The organism is Epilithonimonas mollis, assembly GCF_900142325.1.
Taxonomy (GTDB): domain Bacteria; phylum Bacteroidota; class Bacteroidia; order Flavobacteriales; family Weeksellaceae; genus Epilithonimonas; species Epilithonimonas mollis.
In genome coordinates, this window is the sequence record NZ_FRAM01000001.1 from 133,917 (window position 1) to 151,543 (window position 17,627).

General features: G+C 38.1%; 17 protein-coding genes. 6 read left to right on the top strand and 11 right to left on the bottom strand.

Annotation, left to right across the window (positions count from 1 at the left end; translation table 11 throughout):
• Positions 1-28: 28 nt before the first annotated feature.
• From BUA97_RS00595 to BUA97_RS00605, 3 genes are read right to left on the bottom strand one after another with little or no spacing between them, the layout of a single operon-like run.
• Positions 29-1,426 (bottom strand): MFS transporter, encoded by a 1,398-nt coding sequence (locus BUA97_RS00595; protein WP_072995805.1) that lies wholly within the window; start codon positions 1,424-1,426, stop codon positions 29-31.
• A 40-nt stretch (positions 1,427-1,466) separates the two neighbouring features.
• The gene (locus BUA97_RS00600; protein ID WP_072995807.1) at positions 1,467-2,525 is read right to left on the bottom strand and encodes an agmatine deiminase family protein; all 1,059 of its coding nucleotides are present in this window, start codon (positions 2,523-2,525) and stop codon (positions 1,467-1,469) included.
• Positions 2,525-3,400, bottom strand: coding sequence for a carbon-nitrogen hydrolase (locus tag BUA97_RS00605; protein WP_072995809.1), 876 nt, complete (start codon positions 3,398-3,400; stop codon positions 2,525-2,527). Before BUA97_RS00605 ends, BUA97_RS00600 begins: the two co-directional genes overlap by 1 nt.
• Before the next feature lie 178 nt (positions 3,401-3,578).
• Between BUA97_RS00605 and BUA97_RS00610 the strand changes: the two genes are divergently transcribed.
• The 5 genes from BUA97_RS00610 to BUA97_RS00630 all read left to right on the top strand — a co-directional run bounded on the left by BUA97_RS00610 (position 3,579) and on the right by BUA97_RS00630 (position 8,817).
• Positions 3,579-3,983 carry an acyl-CoA thioesterase gene (locus BUA97_RS00610; RefSeq protein ID WP_072997161.1) on the top strand — a complete coding sequence of 135 codons (405 nt, stop codon included), beginning with the start codon at positions 3,579-3,581 and terminating at the stop codon, positions 3,981-3,983.
• A gap of 142 nt (positions 3,984-4,125) precedes the next feature.
• Complete coding sequence (locus BUA97_RS00615) at positions 4,126-4,377, top strand: hypothetical protein (RefSeq protein ID WP_072995811.1); 252 nt, start codon at positions 4,126-4,128, stop codon at positions 4,375-4,377.
• 107 nt (positions 4,378-4,484) lie between these two features.
• Positions 4,485-6,620, top strand: coding sequence for a S46 family peptidase (locus BUA97_RS00620; protein WP_072995813.1), 2,136 nt, complete (start codon positions 4,485-4,487; stop codon positions 6,618-6,620).
• 67 nt (positions 6,621-6,687) lie between these two features.
• On the top strand, positions 6,688-7,695 hold the full coding sequence (locus tag BUA97_RS00625; RefSeq protein WP_139258170.1) for a polysaccharide deacetylase family protein: 1,008 nt from the start codon (positions 6,688-6,690) through the stop codon (positions 7,693-7,695).
• 51 nt (positions 7,696-7,746) lie between these two features.
• Positions 7,747-8,817, top strand: coding sequence for a GNAT family N-acetyltransferase (locus BUA97_RS00630; protein ID WP_072995817.1), 1,071 nt, complete (start codon positions 7,747-7,749; stop codon positions 8,815-8,817).
• A 67-nt stretch (positions 8,818-8,884) separates the two neighbouring features.
• Here BUA97_RS00630 and BUA97_RS00635 read toward each other — a convergent pair whose 3' ends face one another.
• Genes BUA97_RS00635 through BUA97_RS00665 form a run of 7 tightly spaced genes read right to left on the bottom strand, consistent with a single transcriptional unit; the run spans position 8,885 to position 15,286 of the window.
• Positions 8,885-9,496: an inorganic pyrophosphatase gene (locus BUA97_RS00635; protein ID WP_072995819.1), complete on the bottom strand. Its 612-nt coding sequence runs from the start codon at positions 9,494-9,496 to the stop codon at positions 8,885-8,887.
• Between the two features lie 8 nt (positions 9,497-9,504).
• Complete coding sequence (locus BUA97_RS00640; protein WP_072995821.1) at positions 9,505-10,014, bottom strand: DUF7935 family protein; 510 nt, start codon at positions 10,012-10,014, stop codon at positions 9,505-9,507.
• A 21-nt stretch (positions 10,015-10,035) separates the two neighbouring features.
• On the bottom strand, positions 10,036-10,920 hold the full coding sequence (locus tag BUA97_RS00645; RefSeq protein WP_072995823.1) for a hypothetical protein: 885 nt from the start codon (positions 10,918-10,920) through the stop codon (positions 10,036-10,038).
• A complete protein-coding gene (gene radC, locus BUA97_RS00650; protein WP_072995825.1) occupies positions 10,917-11,594 on the bottom strand; it encodes a RadC family protein in 678 nt (225 codons plus the stop codon). The genes BUA97_RS00645 and radC overlap by 4 nt, the downstream gene beginning before the upstream one ends.
• Positions 11,594-12,193 (bottom strand): murein L,D-transpeptidase catalytic domain-containing protein, encoded by a 600-nt coding sequence (locus tag BUA97_RS00655; protein WP_072995827.1) that lies wholly within the window; start codon positions 12,191-12,193, stop codon positions 11,594-11,596. The genes radC and BUA97_RS00655 overlap by 1 nt, the downstream gene beginning before the upstream one ends.
• Before the next feature lie 58 nt (positions 12,194-12,251).
• Positions 12,252-12,920: an ABC transporter ATP-binding protein gene (locus tag BUA97_RS00660; RefSeq protein WP_072995829.1), complete on the bottom strand. Its 669-nt coding sequence runs from the start codon at positions 12,918-12,920 to the stop codon at positions 12,252-12,254.
• Positions 12,921-12,958: 38 nt separating this feature from the next.
• Positions 12,959-15,286: an ATP-dependent helicase gene (locus BUA97_RS00665; RefSeq protein ID WP_072995832.1), complete on the bottom strand. Its 2,328-nt coding sequence runs from the start codon at positions 15,284-15,286 to the stop codon at positions 12,959-12,961.
• Positions 15,287-15,443: 157 nt separating this feature from the next.
• Here BUA97_RS00665 and BUA97_RS00670 point away from each other — a divergent pair, with 157 nt between their 5' ends.
• Positions 15,444-16,529, top strand: a complete 1,086-nt coding sequence (locus BUA97_RS00670) for an FUSC family protein (RefSeq protein ID WP_084081226.1) — start codon at positions 15,444-15,446, stop codon at positions 16,527-16,529.
• A 51-nt stretch (positions 16,530-16,580) separates the two neighbouring features.
• Here BUA97_RS00670 and BUA97_RS00675 read toward each other — a convergent pair whose 3' ends face one another.
• Positions 16,581-17,444 (bottom strand): glycosyltransferase family 2 protein, encoded by an 864-nt coding sequence (locus tag BUA97_RS00675; RefSeq protein WP_072995836.1) that lies wholly within the window; start codon positions 17,442-17,444, stop codon positions 16,581-16,583.
• Positions 17,445-17,627 lie beyond the last annotated feature (183 nt).

The following is a 17,627-nucleotide window of genomic DNA, read 5'->3' on the forward strand; positions in this document are numbered from 1 at the left end:
AAGATAATCGATTAAAAATAATTTGTACCTAAACGGATTTCATATTCTCACCATCACGGAAATTAAGCCGACGGAAAACAAGACCGGAAAGTATCGTGAGAAATCCTACAACCAAAAAAGTATACCGGAAAGCTGTGTGTACTTGATTCTTCACAAAAGTCGTATCGCCTTCGAACAATTTCAAAACAATCAAACCGAACGCAATTCCAAATCCAACCGCAAATTGCTGATTCACAGAAACCAAAGAATTCCCGCTGCTGTTTTGATGGGGTCTTAAATCGGCAATGGAAATAGTATTCATCGATGTAAACTGGATCGAGTTGAAAAATCCAAGAATCAACAATATTGGAACAAACCAATAAATCGAACTTTGAACACTGGGAATCGCCAAACAACAAATCAAAATCCCGATAATAAATGTATTGACCATCAAAGTTTTGCGGTAACCAAATCTATCCAGAATTCCGATCACAAAAGATTTCCCAAACATTGCCGTAAGTGCCATTGGCGCAACAATCCAACCAGAAGTCAACGCCGATTTTCCATAAGCGATCTGAATCATCAACGGGACCAACAACGGAATGGAACTGATTCCCAATCTCGTTGCCAGATTTCCCAAAATCCCAACTCTGAACGTTCTGACTTTAAAAAGATTCAGGGGGAAAATAGGATTATTGTCTGTTTTGGCGTGTTTGTAATACAAATAGAGCATTAGAAATCCTAATGCAAATATCAACAAAACAGGCGTTAGATTCTGAGCATTTCCTAATATTTCCAGCGCACTCGAAAGTAATAATGAAGCCAATGCAAAAATCAGAAACCCCTTCAAATCAAAGTCTATGACAGGGGATTTGTAGTTGGGCATATATTTTAAACTAAGAACAATTCCTAAAATTCCGATGGGAATATTAATCAAAAAAATCCAGTGCCAGCTGAGATAATCTACCATATATCCGCCGACGACAGGTCCCATAACCGGACCGATTAAAGCCGGAATGATGGCGAAATTCATAGCTTTCAGAAGTTCATTTTTGCTGAAAGCCCGGATCAATGCTAATTTACCTACAGGTGTCATTAAACTACCACCAACCCCTTGAATCACTCTTGAAATTACCAATTCGGTAAGATTTTGTGATAGTGAGCAAAACAATGAACCTAACGAAAAAACTATCAGCGAAAGAATAAAAATTTTTTTTGTTCCAAATTTATCTGCCAAAAATCCGCTGACCGGCATAAATAGAGCCAAAGTCAAGACGTAACTGATGATGGCATTCTGCATATCCAAAGGCGATTCCTGCAAATCTCTGGCGATGGAAGGCAAAGACGTATTCAGAATCGTGGAATCCAGCATCTGCATAAAAATCGCTGTCCCCAAAATCAAAGGAAGAAATTTTTTGACAGAATCGTTAGTTATGTTCTCAATCATATTTATCAAATAAAAAAACCTGCAATTCTGCAGGCTAAATCTATACCAAAGGTTCTTGCTGGCTCAAACAGTGGAAACTTCCCAATCCCCAGATAATATCAGTAGAATCTATTCCAACCACTTCTCTGTCAGGAAAACAATTTTTAATGATTTCTAAAGCTACTGCATCTTTGTCACATCGATAAGTCGGCACAATCACTGACTTATTGGCGATGTAAAAATTAGCATAAGATGCTGGCAATCTTTGCCCGTCACAATAAACCGGGTCTGGCATCGGCAATTCAATAATGTTCAGTTTTTCGCCATTCTGCAAAGTCATTTCCTGTAGTTGACGAAGGTTGGTCTGAAGAATTTCGTAATTGTCATCTTCAGGATTATCTTCGATAACTGTCAAAACTGTATTTTCATTTACAAAACGAATAGTATCATCCACGTGACCGTCTGTATCATCACCAACAATTCCGTCATCAACCCAAAGAACCTGTTTTTGTCCGTAATATTTTTTCAAAAACTCTTCCACTTCTTCCTGAGACAAATGTGGATTCCTGTTTTCATTAAGCAAACAAGATTTGGAAGTCAGAACTGTTCCGGCACCGTTGAATTCGACTGAACCGCCTTCCATAATAATTCCTGGATACAAAACCGGCAATCCTTTTTCTTCCGCAATTTTAGTAGGAATGACATCATCCAGTTCGAATGGCGGATACTTTCCTCCCCAAGCATTGAAACCCCAATCTACGATGATTTTTTGAGGTTCTTCTCCGTTTTTGTTCACTAAAAATGCGGGTCCGTGGTCTCTGCACCAGGCGTCATTGGTTTCATTAAAATAAAACTCAACTTTTGAAATATCTGCTCCGGCTTTTGAAATATGTTCCATTGCGAAAGCCTGCATTTCTTGGTCTTTGACATTGATGCAAACAAATTCGCCTTTTGTCAATTCCGCGATAAATTTGGCATAAGCAGGATAAATCAAATCGATTCTTTCCGGCCAGGATTCTTCCTTGTGAGGCCAGGAAAGCCAGGTTGCTTCGTGTTCTTCCCATTCTGCGGGGAAGGTATATCCATTTTCTAAAGGATTAAAATCTTTATCTATAACCATTAATCCTCATCAATAAAACGTTTCGTAATCGGCGAATAAGTCTCGATTCTTCTGTCTCTCAGGAAAGGCCAGTGTTTTCTCATATAGTCTGTTTGGGCAAGGTCAACTTCGGTTACTGCCACTTCTTCTTTATCATGAGAACCAAGATATAAAAGCTTTCCCTGAGCATTGGTCACAAAACTTCCGCCCCAGAATTTCATGGCACCATCTTGTTCGAAGCCTACTCTATTCACAGAAACTACTGGAACGCCATTCGCAACCGAGTGCGAACGCTGAATGGTTTGCCAGGCATTGTATTGATCCTGATTGGTTTCCTCATCCTGGTCTGTTGCCCAGCCGATTGCTGTTGGGTAGAACATAATATCCGCACCCATCAAAGCCGTGATTCTGGATGCTTCCGGATACCATTGATCCCAGCAAATCAACACGCCGACTTTCCCAAATCTGGTTGGGAAAATTTTATAACCCAAATCTCCCGGCGTGAAATAGAATTTTTCATAAAAAGCCGGATCATCAGGGATGTGCATTTTACGGTATTTACCGAGATATGTCCCGTCTGCATCTATAACTGCAGTGGTATTATGGTAAAGCCCCTGTGCTCTTTTCTCGAATAATGAAGCGATAATCACAACGCCCAATTCTTTAGCAACCGGAGACAATGCATCGGTCGAAGGACCAGGAATTGGTTCTGCTAATTCGAAGTTGTCGTAATCTTCTACATCACAGAAATATAAGGATGTGAAAAGCTCCTGTAAACAAACGATCTGTGCGCCTTTTGCAGCGGCTTCTTTTATTTTTTCAATGGCTTTGTCCAGATTGGCCTGCTTGTCTGCAACACAAGACATCTGAACTGTACCTATTTTTACTTTTGACATTTTTTAAAATAATTTTTACAAAAATACTAAGAATCTAGGGAATCAAAAATTCAACCAAAAAAAATGTCTCAACATTTTAGAAAATTAATGTGACCATCTATAATTTCTATTTTCCGAAACTGTTAAATCGACGGGGAAACTTTAACTTTGCAACAAATTAAAATGGTACAGAATTATGATGAATTATCACACCAGAAAGTGGATCAAACCAGAAGACCTGAATCCCAATCATTCTCTTTTCGGGGGACGATTGCTGCAATGGATCGATGAGGAAGCAGCCTTGTATGCGATCATTCAATTAGAAAACTCCAGGACGGTAACCAAGTATATTTCAGAAATCAACTTTGTGAGTTCTGCCAAACAGGGCGACATTATCGAAATAGGCATCGAAGTTGTGGAATTCGGGAAAACATCATTGACCCTGCGTTGCGAAGTAAGGAATAAAATGACCCACCAGAAAATCATTACCATTGACAAATTGGTTTTTGTGGCACTTGGTGAAGATGGCAACCCAAAACCACATGGCAAAACGACAATTGAATATGTCGAAGACCGGCTGAGTGTCAAGAATCTTTCCGAATAAAATCAATAAATCAGCTTCGGTAATCTGATATTATATTCTACATGAAAATAAATAGGTTTAGCTTATATTTTAATAAGCATAATTATAAAATCTATATCTGCGAACGTTAAAAAAGGCAAGATCACCTATCTAAAGGTTAGCCTTGCCTATCGAAAAGGTAGGCTCACCTATCAAAAAGGTAGGCTCACCTATCAAAAAGGTAGGCTCGCCTATCGGAAAGGTAGGCTCGCCTATCGGAAAGGTAGGCTTGCCTATCAAAAAGATAGCCTTGCCTATCGGAAAGGTAGGCTCACATATCGAAAAGGTAGGCTCACCTGTAAAATCCCAGGGCAATCCATCAAATCCGGAGGAGATCCTATTCTTAGCATCCCATCGTTCAGAAAATTTTCTTTAAATTCGTCAAGTTTAATTGGTATAATGAAAATCGCCACTGTTTATCAATCCAAACCGATGATACCGGGCGATCAAATAAGACCTTTGAAAAAATAATAGAATCTGTTTATGAAAAGAAAAATTCTTCTATCAGCCTTGCTTCTTCCGGCTGTCATGGCATTTGGCCAGCAATATGGCGGGATGTGGATCCCGACGGAGCTCAATGAAAAGGAAATGAAAGATCTGGGAATGAAGATCACTGCAAAAGATATCTTCGACCCGTCAAAAGCCAGCATCAAAGATGCCGTGGTACAGTTCGACGGCGGATGTACTGCCGAAATCATTTCGCCAAAAGGACTTCTGCTTACCAACCACCACTGTGGCTACGACAACATCCAGTCCCATTCCAGTGTGGAAAACGACCTTCTGACCAATGGATTCTGGGCAAAAGATATGACTGGCGAACTGCCAAATCCTGGTGTCACCGTAGATTTCATCACGGATATCAAAGAAGTGACAAAAGATATCCTGGCAGGAACAGAAGGACTCACAGGAGCTGATCTTTCTAAAAAAATAGCAGACAATACGGAAGCTTATAAAAAAGCTCAGAAAACCGAATCTTACCAAACCATCTCTGTGAAGCCGATGTATTACGGCAACAAGTATTATGCGTACGTTATAGAAACCTACAAGGACATCCGCCTGGTTGGCGCACCGCCTTCCTCGATCGGGAAATACGGCTCTGACACGGACAACTGGGTTTGGCCTAGGCATACAGGCGATTTTTCCATGTTCAGAATCTATGCAGACAGGAACAATAAGCCCGCAGAGTATTCTAAAGATAATATCCCATACGTTCCGAAACATTTCCTGCCAATATCTATCAAGGATAAAAAAGAGGACGATTTCACTTTTGTTTTCGGATTTCCGGGCCGGACTACGGAATATCTTCCTGCAGTTGCTGTAGAAAAAATAATGAACGAGATAGATCCTGCGATGATAGCCGTGCGCAATATCGCTCTGAAAACCCTGGATGAGAAAATGCGTACTGATAACGCCACAAGGATAAAATACGCATCAAAATATGCCAGAATATCCAATGCCTGGAAAAAATGGCAGGGCGAGATCGAAGGTCTGAAAAAATCCAATGCTGTCGGCAAAAAACAACAATATGAGCAGACACTGATCTCCAAAAACCCGGCTATCAAAACAACGATAGACCAGCTCAATCTGAAGTATAATGAACAGGCACCTTATGCATTGCACAGAGCGTATTATTCTGAAATCGTGCGGAATTCCGAAACCTATACCCTGGCGGGCATCTTCAATAACTATATCCAAAGCTATGAAGCCGGTAAAATGGACGATAAAAACGTAGAAGCTCTGAAAGAAAGACTGACAGAGATCTACAAAGACTATGATGCGGAACTCGATGCGAAAGTAACGGCGAAAGTGCTGGCTTTATATGCCAACAAAACGCCGTCCAATTTTCTTCCGAGAGATTTTAACCTTCTGAAAGACGAAGGTAAAAACCTGGGCATGATGGACAATGTTTCCAAAATGTCCATGATCACCGGGAGAACAAAAGATGATAAGAATGTAGCTAAAAACATGGATAAGCTTTTTGCCGACCAAAAAACATTAGTGGAAAACCTGAAGAAAGATCCGCTGGTGCAGATGTTCGGCACGTTTAAAACGTCTTACCTGGAAACTACGGATAAGCAGGTTACCGCTCTGCAGGCAGACATTGATGTTTTGCAGAAAAAATTCATGGCACAACAGATGGAAACCGATAAGGACAGAAAATTCTTCCCAGATGCCAACTCTACCCTGCGTGTGACTTACGGAAAAGTAAAAGGCTCAAATCCAAGAGATGCCGTGACCTATGGTTACCAGACACATCTGGCAGGTGTGCTGGAAAAATATATCCCCGGAGATTATGAATTTGATCTTCCTAAAAAGCTGATCAATCTTTACAACACCAAAGATTATGGTATCTATAAGGATAAGACCGGAGACGTTCCTGTGAACTTCACAGCGACCAATCATACGACAGGCGGCAACTCCGGAAGCCCGGCTCTGGATGCTTACGGGAATCTGATCGGTCTCAACTTCGACAGACAATGGGAAGGAACAATGAGCGACATCAATTATGACCCTAGGCTTTGCAGAAATATTATGGTTGACACCAAATATATCCTTTTTGTAATCGATAAATATGCGGATGCGAAATGGCTCATCAATGAAATGAAGATTGTAAAGTAAAATTTTTAATTCTAAACTGAATACAGCTTTGCCAGAGATCATTATCTTTGGCAAAGTTTTTTTTCTGATGAGTTTCAAAACCAGATTTTTCCGGATTATCAATCCTATATCAAAGTGTTTTTCTTTTGGTGGTTTTTCCGGCTTTTTGCCAGCCGGCCAGCTGGTTTTGGTTTATCACCTAGTTTCTGATGAAGATGTAAAACATGCAAAGCACCTTTTTCCTTATCGTTCAGCTGCACAGTTTGAGAAGGATCTGGATTTTCTTTCGAAAAATTTTGAATTCATTAACTGGGAAGATTATCTCAGCAGAAAGAAAACTTCCAGACCTGGCATCTTATTGACTTTTGATGATGGCTACAGTGAGTTTTCTGATGTCATCGCACCAATTCTTCTACGAAAAGGAATTTTCGCCATCCATTATATCAATCCGAAATTCATTGATAACAAAGACATGATGTGGCGGAATAAAGCGAGCCTGATTGTTTCAGAAATTATTGAAAATGAAAGTCTGCAGAGAAAGTTAATTCAATATACTGATTTCGGAAATGATCTGAATCATGATACCAATTCAATTCTTAAAATCAATTATCAGAACCGTAAAAAACTTGATGACATTGCGATTCACCTTGAAATAGATTTTGATAATTACCTTTTAAAGAATCCTGTTTATCTGACGACTTCGCAATTAAACCGGTTAAAGACCGACGGATTCGGCTTTGCCTCGCATGGCTGGGATCATCCGCTCTATAATCAGTTATCGCTTGCCGGTCAATTGGAAAACACTCAAAAATCTTTTGATTACATGCAAGAGCATCAGTTTCTGAAAGACTCTTTTGCATTCCCTTTCACAGATCATCTGATTAAAAATGATTTTTTCGATTCTGTTTTCAGGCAGAATCCTGACCTTAAGGTCACATTTGGTGCCGCAGGACTCAAGCAGGATTCTTATCCAAAGAATATACAGAGAATCCCCATTGAGATCGGAACTTATTCTGCAGAGGCCATTCTTAAAAATGAGATCATCTATTATTATCTTTTGAAATCAGTCAATAAAAATACCATTAACAGAAGCTGAAATTATGCTTTAAATAATGTGTTTATTATATTTGTTTAAAATTAATGACAGGTGATTAAGATCGTTGGATTAAATAAAGCACAATTAAAAGGATTTACAAAAACGGAGCAATTCAAGCAGTTGGATTTTGCACCTATTTCCGAACTTCGGGAGATTTCCCATATTCATAATCCACGGGCCGCCAACAATGATGTCCTTTTATTTTTAGCTTATGAAGATGAGCAGCTCGCAGGTTATCTGGGAATGCTCCCCGATGATGTGACCGACAGCTCGGGCAATAAAATTCATTTTGGCTGGCTGTCGACCTTATTGGTGAGCGAGAAGTTTCGTGGGAAACAAATTGCCCAAAAGCTCCTTTATGCTGCGGAAGAATCTTATGATAAAAACCTATTGATTACAGAATTCACACCAAGTGCAGAAAGGTTATACCGTAAAATCGGCTTATTTGAAGACCTGACATCAAAAAAAGCTATCCGTTATTATTTCAAATCAAACCTTTCCGAACTATTACCAGCTAAGAAAGTTTTTTTTGAAAAGAACAGACGATGGCTAAAACGTTTGGATAATTTTCTGAATAGCTTTATCCCTTATCTCGGTAATGATAAGAATGATCTCTATAAAATCTCAAAATCCGCCGATAAGAATCTGGAAAAGTTCATTTCCAGTCAAAGAAAAAATCCGATTGCAAGAAACACGGAAGAATTCCGGTGGATATTAGATTATCCGTGGTTGTCCAATGAAAAAGAACAGCCTGATTATCTTTTCTCTTCCTTCGCCAGAAATTATGAGATGTTCTGGGTTTCGGTTTTTGAAAATCGGGAAATCATTTCGTCGATGCTTTGCTCTGTTCGGAACGGTCATCTGAAGATTTTATATTATTTTGGAAAAGCAGATAGAATTTCTAATATTCTTCCAAAAATCATTAAAAAATATAAGGTAAAAATGATGACTGTCTATGATGAAAAGCTAAATAGCGAGATCCGGAAAACAAACACGCCAAAATCTATTTACAAACGTCCACTGCAAAGAGAATATCTGATCCACAGAGATTTTAAAAGCAAGCTTGGAAAAGATTTCAGTTTTGACTTTACTGATGGCGACGGTGATTTTGCTTTTACATAAGCATCCTCACAAAACAAAAAATGCTATCCCAAAAGAGACAGCATCTTATTAATTATTTTTTAATAAATTATTTAGCAAAATTATCTGTATAATCTTTTTGAGAAGCCACAATCACCTTTCTGGCATGATCTGCACCATACACCAAATCGATCTTCACTTTTGCAGGCTCAGTCGGAAGGTTTTTGTAACTTAAGAAATAGTGCAACAGACGGTTGACTTCCGCTTTTGGCAATTCAGATATATCTCTGATATGACCGTACACCTGATCTTCCACCAATACTGCGATAATCTTGTCATCCGCCTCTCCTTTATCAATCATCTGGAAACCACCGATCGGAATAGCTTCCATCAGAATATTACCGGATGTAATGTTGTGCGAACTGAGAACACAGATATCCAAAGGATCATGATCACCTTCTGTCACTTCTTTTGCACCGGTTTCTACGGCAAGATTCTTCACTTCATCTTCGCAATATGTTCTTGGGATAAAGCCGTATAAAGCCGGGATGATGTTGGAAAACTTCTGTGGACGGTCCACTTTCAGATATCCTGTTTCCTTATCTACTTCATATTTTATAGTGTCTGTAGGAACGATCTCTACAAAAACGTTGACTACTTCCGGAGCTTTTTCTCCGGCAGAAATCCCGTGCCAAGGATGTGCTTTAAAATTAGGAATCATGTTTATTTTTATATTATTTTGTTTAATTCTTTTCTCAGGTTCTCGATCGTGTCCGAGATATAATCTTCTGAGTTGACGTAACTCATCAGAAAAATGGTTTTAAAATCTTCCAGCCCCGAATTTTCATTCATTTCCTCATAAGTTTTCCTCATAAGTATTAGAACATTGTTTTTACTCGTAAGGATGTCTTGCCAGGAGGATTTGGAAATGTATAACTGTTGGGAAGAATTGTACTCGAATTCTTCGTTAATATTCTTTTCTGTCAGAAAAACAAACTCGTGCGGCTGAAGATCTTTATCAAATTTCATGACCAGATTAGAAGGTTTCAGCCGTTCCAGAAACAATGTCATTCTTTCCAGAGCCTGAAACTTGATTTCGTTATTGGATTTGGTTGCAATGAAATTTATTTCCTGCTTTTTAAGTCTTACAAAAGCATTAACGAATTGTTTCGCAAATACCAAAAAAGGCAATGCGATGATAACTGCAACAGCGTAAGGCAAATAATCTGAGTCAAACATATCTGAAATCGGATTGCAAAATTAAGAAATTTTTAACCAATTCCTGACGATATCTTTTTTTGAATTCTGAATCACCTGATATTCCTGCAAATCCGAGCCAAAACTTTTGAAAAAAACTTCAATACCGCGTATACTGCCACCCATAAAATTAAAAGCTTTAGTTTCAATATTGGTTTTTAAGATCCTGTCTATCAGAAACGAAGCACCATTATGACTCTTAAATTCTTCGTTGTTCAGTAAACCTAAAAGCGAGTAACAATCACCATCATCTATCAGAATTGCCAGATTTGTTAAATTTTCTTCATAATAACTCCCGAACATTCTAAGTTTTCCGGATTTTTCTAAAAAGAAAAGATATTGTATAAAAAGATCCATATCCTTTTCTTTTTGAAGACCTTTAAAATTATTTTTAATAAAATCCAGAATATATGTGTCCTTAAAAACCTCCCGGAAATCAAGGTATTGTGCAGTTTTCACTGTAGATTTTCTTCCTTTGAAATATTTTTTTCGTCTCAGAAATGCATATTCCTGAACCGGTATGATGTAATTTTTCTTCGTTGTTAAGGTTGTTTCAAAATGATTATTAAAATTAAACTGATAATTGACGATCAAATAATTTTTTTTGAAGAAATCTAAAAATTTCTGATTGACAAAAATATCATCTTCTTTACTGAAAATGCCGAGCTGTTGACAGAACAAAGGCATATTAGCCAATCTGAGCATAATTCTTTTGGTAAAAGGAACAGGCATCACTGCCTGATAATCACCATAAACCAAAAGTTCCCAATTTTTACATAGAAAATCCAGCATTTCTTTTTTGCAGTAGAAATTTTTCTGGACAGAGTTTTCTATGCAATGGTTATATTTTTCAAAATCAATGTCTTTGTATTCAACTTTGTTTATCATAAAATCCCTTCTTCTTTGAAACTGTAAAATTTATTTTGAGCAATTATAAGGTGATCCAGCAGTTCTATGTCAAGTAATTTTCCAGCTTCATTTATTCTTTTGGTTATGTTGATATCTTCCTGGCTTGGTTTAAGACTTCCGGCCGGATGATTATGCGAGATAATTATTCTGGTCGAAAAGTGCTCCAGTGCCATTTTAAAAATCACTCTGACATCCGCAACAGAACCAGCAATACCACCACGAAAAAGACAGTTTTTATAAAGGATTTTGTTCTGATGATTCAGAAAGATAACCCAGAACTCCTCTGTTGGCAGATCAGAAAGATGTGGCTGCAGAATCTCGAAAGCATCTTTGCTGTCATTTATTTTTTGTCTCTCCAGAACTTCCTGCTGGGATTTTCTGTTGCCGATTTCTAAGGCGGTTGCTATGGAAATGGCTTTTGCTTCACCAACACCTTTGAATTTCATCAAATCTTTGATTGATAACTGACTTAATCTGTGCCAATTATTCTCTACCGAATTCAATATTCTTCTAGCCAATTCGACAGCGGATTCTTCTCTGCTACCGCTTCCCATAATGATTGCCAGCAGTTCCGAATCTGAAACCGAAGCTTTCCCCTTCAAAAGGAATTTTTCTCTTGGGCGGTCATCTTCCGCAAGCGATTTGATGCTCATTACTGATAAGCGTAAAGAATTATTTTTTTATCTGATCTGTCAATATGCTGTTCCAAAATTCTGAAAAAATCATCAGAAACCATTGGACAACCCCAGCTGAGACAGATGTCCTCTGCTTGTTCCGTATCAGGCACACAATCCAGGCTGTGAAGAACAATTGCCCTCTTTCTGGCATTGCTGTTGGTTTCATCCAATCCGTCCAGCCTGTATGATAAGCCGAATTGACCTTTATATTTCTCCGAAATTACATATCTTCCCAATGATGAGCATCGGGAGTTGTTCTGATTGCTAAATGTAAGCCGTCCCTTCTGTTTTCCTGATTCTGAGCCAGAACCATGCGCAACCAAAGCCTTTTGAATTACCTTTCCGGATCTCAGATCAATGACAAAAAACCTGAACTTTGATGATGGAATTGAGAAGTCTATTAAGAATGCTTTGTCAGGATTATAATCTGAATTTTTAATAAACGATGTTAAATCTTCAATTTTCTGAGAAAGTTCATTTTGTGATGTAACCGACCTTAAAGAATCACTTCCCTGAGATTTTACTTCGCAGGAAATCAATAAACATAATAAAATTATCAGTAAAAGTTTTCTCAATGGATATGTTTTATTACAAAACGATTAATCTAGAAAAATAATATGATCTTTATATTATCTATAAAACGATCTGCCCATCCTTCATCACCAGTTTTCTGTCCGTGCTCTCAGCCAAAACAGGATTGTGTGTCACAATCACGAAGGTCTGCTGATATTTGTCTCTCAGGTCAAAAAATAACTGATGCAAAGCATCTGCGTTTTTGGAATCGAGATTTCCCGTCGGTTCATCCGCAAAGATAATTTTCGGAGAATTAATAAGCGCTCTTGCTACTGCAACTCTCTGAGCCTCACCCCCTGACAGCTCTGATGGTTTGTGATGTAACCTGCTGGCAATATTAAGATCTTCAAAAAGAGAATGCGCTTTTTCTATAACCTCTCTTTCTGCAATTCCGGCAATTTTTGTCGGCAACAAAACATTTTCAAGCGCTGTAAACTCGGGCAAAAGCTGATGATTCTGGAAAACAAAACCAATATTCCTGTTTCTGAATTTTGACAGTTCTTTGTCTTTCATTTGCAGATAAGAATTACCATCCAGAGCAATTTCGGTTCCGAATTTATCTATATCAGAAGGCTTATCCAGCGTTCCGAGGATCTGAAGCAATGTTGATTTTCCTGCGCCCGATTCCCCGACAATCGAAACCACTTCACTTGCTTTTATGTGGATGTCAACGCCCTTCAGAACTTCCAGCGTTCCGTAAAATTTATGTATATTTTTGGCTCTAATCATATTTTGATTTTTGAATCTTTTGCCTGATTATGGTCTTTTTAAATCTTTGTCAATTTAGCAAATTTCAAGATAAGGTTTTTCTCACCTTCATTTGCAAAAATCACTTTGGCTTTTATATTTTGAGGATCGGTTCCGTCCAAAAAGGTCACTTCGCCGACACCGAAACGGTCGTGTCTCACTCTGTCTCCCACCTCAATATCTTCTGAAGATGAACCACTCGGGTTGATAATTTTTGCTGTTGCAATAGGCTTGAGTTTCTTTGCAGGAGGTGTATTGAAATTACGTTCAAGTGTTTTTTTCTCATCTTTCTTTTTGAAAAATCTTGGTTCAGAAGGTCTTTCGTCAAAAATATTTGAGTTAACACCTGAATTATTCACAAATCTGGCTTCCATCATTGGATTGATGAATTCTATATATTTGGAATCTACCTCGCTCAAAAAACGGGACGGTTCAGAATCCGTAATTTTTCCCCATTGAAATCTGGAAACTGCATAGGTGAAAAAAGCCTGCTTCTCTGCTCTGGTAAGGGCGACATAAAAGAGACGTCTCTCCTCCTCCAGTTCTTCTCTTGTCGATGAGCTCATAAAACTCGGAAAAAGATTTTCTTCCAGTCCTACGAGATGAACAACCGGGAATTCCAATCCTTTTGAAAGGTGGATTGTCATCAGAGAAACCTTATCCGTATCATCATCTTTATTACTTTGCGTATCTGCAGACAGTGCAATATTTTCCATAAAGTTGGACAAACTGGGATCGCCACCTTCAACCTGAATCTGTTCTTCAATGAAACCCTGCATAGAGTTCAGTAATTCCTGGATATTTTCTACTCTGGAAATGCCTTCCGGCGTCTGATCTTCTTTCAGGAATCTGATTAAGCCGCTTCGTTTCGCAACTTCCATCGCCACATCATAAACATTTTCGGTTTTCAGCATGACCTGGAAAGCCTTGATCATCGCCCAGAAATCACCCAATTTAGTAATGATTCCATTATTCAGCCCCAATTGTGGTGCATAAAAACCGAGATTGTCCAAAACCTGGGTTACCGGAACATTCTGCGAATCTGCAAAAACGATCAGCTTATTCTGTGTTGTTTCGCCAATTCCTCTCGCCGGATAATTGATAATTCTGGATAAAGCTTCAGAATCATTTTCATTGACGAGAATCCTTAAGTAAGCGAGCAGATCCTTTACTTCTTTCCTTTGATAGAAAGATAATCCGCCATATACTCTGTAAGGAATATTCTTTTTTCTTAGTGCATCTTCGAATGCTCTTGTCTGCGAATTGGTTCTGTAAAGAATCGCAAAGTCAGAGAATTTTCGTTGTTGTGTGTTATGCAATTCAAAAATATTGGCGGAGACAAAATTCGCTTCATCCGCATCAGAGAGACTGCGATAAACTTTTATTTTTTCCCCGACTTCATTCTCACTAAAAACATTTTTCTTGAATTGCTGTAAGTTTTTAGAAATCACTACATTGGCAGCGTCTACAATATTCTGTGTCGAACGGTAATTCTGCTCCAGCGAGACAGTCATCGCATCAGGATAATCTTTTTTGAAATTGAGAATATTATAAATATTAGCGCCCCGAAATGAATAAATCGATTGTGCATCATCACCCACAACACAAATATTTTCAAACTTGGAAGCCAATGCTTTGACAATGAGATACTGGGAATGATTCGTATCCTGATACTCATCTACCAATATATATCTGAATCTGTCCTGATACTTGGCCAATACTTCCGGAAAACGGGTTAATAATTCATTCGTTTTCAGCAACAGATCATCAAAATCCATTGCTCCATTCCGGAAACACATATCCACATACTTTCTGTAGATTTCGCCAATCATTTTCATATTGGCTCTTTCATCAGCTTCCAGCAATTCCGGATTATTGAAATATGCATTGACTGTGATGAGATTATTTTTGTATTGAGAAATTCTGGCCAGAACTTTTTTTGGCTTATAAACTTCCGCATCGATGCTCAGATCTTTGATGACTTTTTTCATCACATTCAGCGCATCCTGGGCATCATAAATTGTAAAATTGGAAGAAAAACCCAGATAATGGGCTTCGCTCCTCAGGATTCTTGCAAATACAGAGTGGAAAGTCCCCATCCAGAGAGAACGCGCATCGCTGTCGCCTACAACTTTTGCAATACGTTCTTTCATTTCTTTTGCCGCTTTGTTGGTAAATGTCAGAGCCAGAATATTGAAAGGGTCGACACCATTGGTGATAAGATGGGCAATCCGCATCGTAAGAACTCTGGTTTTGCCGGAGCCTGCGCCTGCCAAAACCATCAAGGGTCCTTGTAGTGTGGTAACTGCCTCAAACTGTGCTTCATTCAATCCTTTCAGATAATCCATTATTTTCTCAAAATTTTAAGATAACAAAAATAGCTTTTTTTATGCAATTTCTCAGCTGCATAAAATTTGAATTTCGGTCATTAATGGGTAATTTTGTACTGTGAATAATCTCTGCATTATTTTTTTTTGATATAATCATAAAAATAAAATCAATCTGTTGAATATCAATTTTATAAAAAAAGAAATTTCCTCTTTTTTTAAACTGAAACCTTCGCCAAGAAGTTGGCATATTCCGTTTCTCGCCGGACTATCTGTAGGGATACCGTTAATATTCGGGTACTGTTCCGGAAATGTAAAATCTTCACTCACAGCCAGCCTGGCCGGCTTGGTTATTCTTTATATTCCCAATACAAAAGATATTTTTGAAACCATGACAAAAATGTTTGTATGCTCATTCGGGATAATTATTTCTTATATCTTCGGATTGGTTTTCAGTTTTAATATGTGGATTGCACCTTTAGCTTTCGGGATTTTTTCGGGGATAGCTTATTACATCGTGAAATATTTTAACCTGAAACCTCCGGGAAGTTTTTTCTTTATAATGATTGCATCCATGGCCGTTGGAATTCCGCATGACCCGGAAAGCATACCGCAAAAAGTCGGTATCTTTACAATCGGAACATTGAATGCCTGCACAATCTGTCTGATATATTGTGTTTTAAAATCGAAAAAAGAATCCATAAAAACCTCAACTGCATTAAGGATCAATCCTTATGTTGATCTTGTAGAATCTCATATCATCGGGATTTGCATGTTTGCTTCGGTTTTGGTCGGGCAGATTTTCAAGCTGGATTATCCCTATTGGATTCCGATTTCCAGTCTTGCGGTTTTGCAGGGTGTGAATCAGTATCATATATGGAAACGCGGATTGCACAGGATTATCGGAACTATAATCGGGTTAGGGATTGCCTGGATAATTTTTTCTTATGTGCATGATATTTTGTGGATTTGTGTCGCTATTATTTGTCTTCAGATTATTGTAGAAATGCTGATAACCAGACATTATGCATTGGCCGTAATGTTTCTTACACCAATGGGAATTCTGCTCGCCGAAACGGGAAGTTCCACATCACTTAATCCAGATTATCTTTTAAAAATGAGACTATTGGAAATCCTGATAGGAAGTACGATCGGCTGTATCGGCGGATGGTTCCTGTATAATGAACGGGTCAGATTCAATTCTGTAAAACATCTTAGAAAGTCAAAAATCGCATTAAGGAAAAGCTTGAAACAAAATACATGATTATTTAAAAATAAAAATTAAATTTTGCCAAAGTATTTAAATAACCTATTTTCAAAACAGAGCATGGCTCTTCCGTTTTTCGGCTTCCAAAACATCTCTTTGTTTATAAAGCCTGATAAATTCCTGAACAAAATGCAGGAATGCAGACGCAGAATAGTATTTTTTCATAAAATACTTACCCATTCCGAAAACATTGACCAGAGCGGTCATGATGCTTTTATTTTTAGAAAAATTAGGATTCAGGAAAATGGTAAGGAGCTTGATTTTGGATAGTTTTATTGCTTTTTCCAGGGACATTTTCTGCAATCTGTCGTGCATGACATGGGTGTCTTTCTTAATTAAAATATAAAAACCATGATATTTCACACGATTACAAAAATCCCTGTCCTCGCCATAATGAGGAAACATAGAGCTAAAACCACCTGTAGTCTGTAAGCACTGACGTGATATCAGCCAGGCTGCCGCATTAACAAAAGACGTTTCATAATCATCTTTTTTTTCCTGAGAAAGCGTAATGTATTGCTTGAAATTAGCATCAACCTCCCTGCCGTCACCATCATACTGAACCGGAGCAATAATCCCTGCTTCCGGATGAATATCAGAAAACTCAATTAGTTTTTCTATGGTGTCTTTTTGTATATAAAGATCCTGATTGATCAGAAAAAAATAGTCATAATTCAACTTCAATGCTTTTTTCAATGCCACATTATTAGCAGCACCAAAACCCAGATTAGACCGGGAAACTTCCAGGTCAAAAATATCATAAGCCTTCAGCAAGGACAGTGTACTATCCGTGGAACAATTATCAACAACAAAAACATCAGCAGGATAAGTTGATGCGAGGAGACAGTCCATACATTTTGTGATCCACTTTTCCCCGTTATATGTTACAATAATTACCGCTATTTTTTTCATCTAATCCTTATTATCTGCAAAAATAAAGTAATTTTGGAAAATCAATAGCAGCTATCCGATGATATGTAGAATTTGTGGACATCAGAACAATAATCAGAAATTATATTATGTCAATGATAAAATGTTCCAAGAAAATGAAAGTTTTGAATATTTTGAATGTACCCACTGTGACGCTTTGCAAAT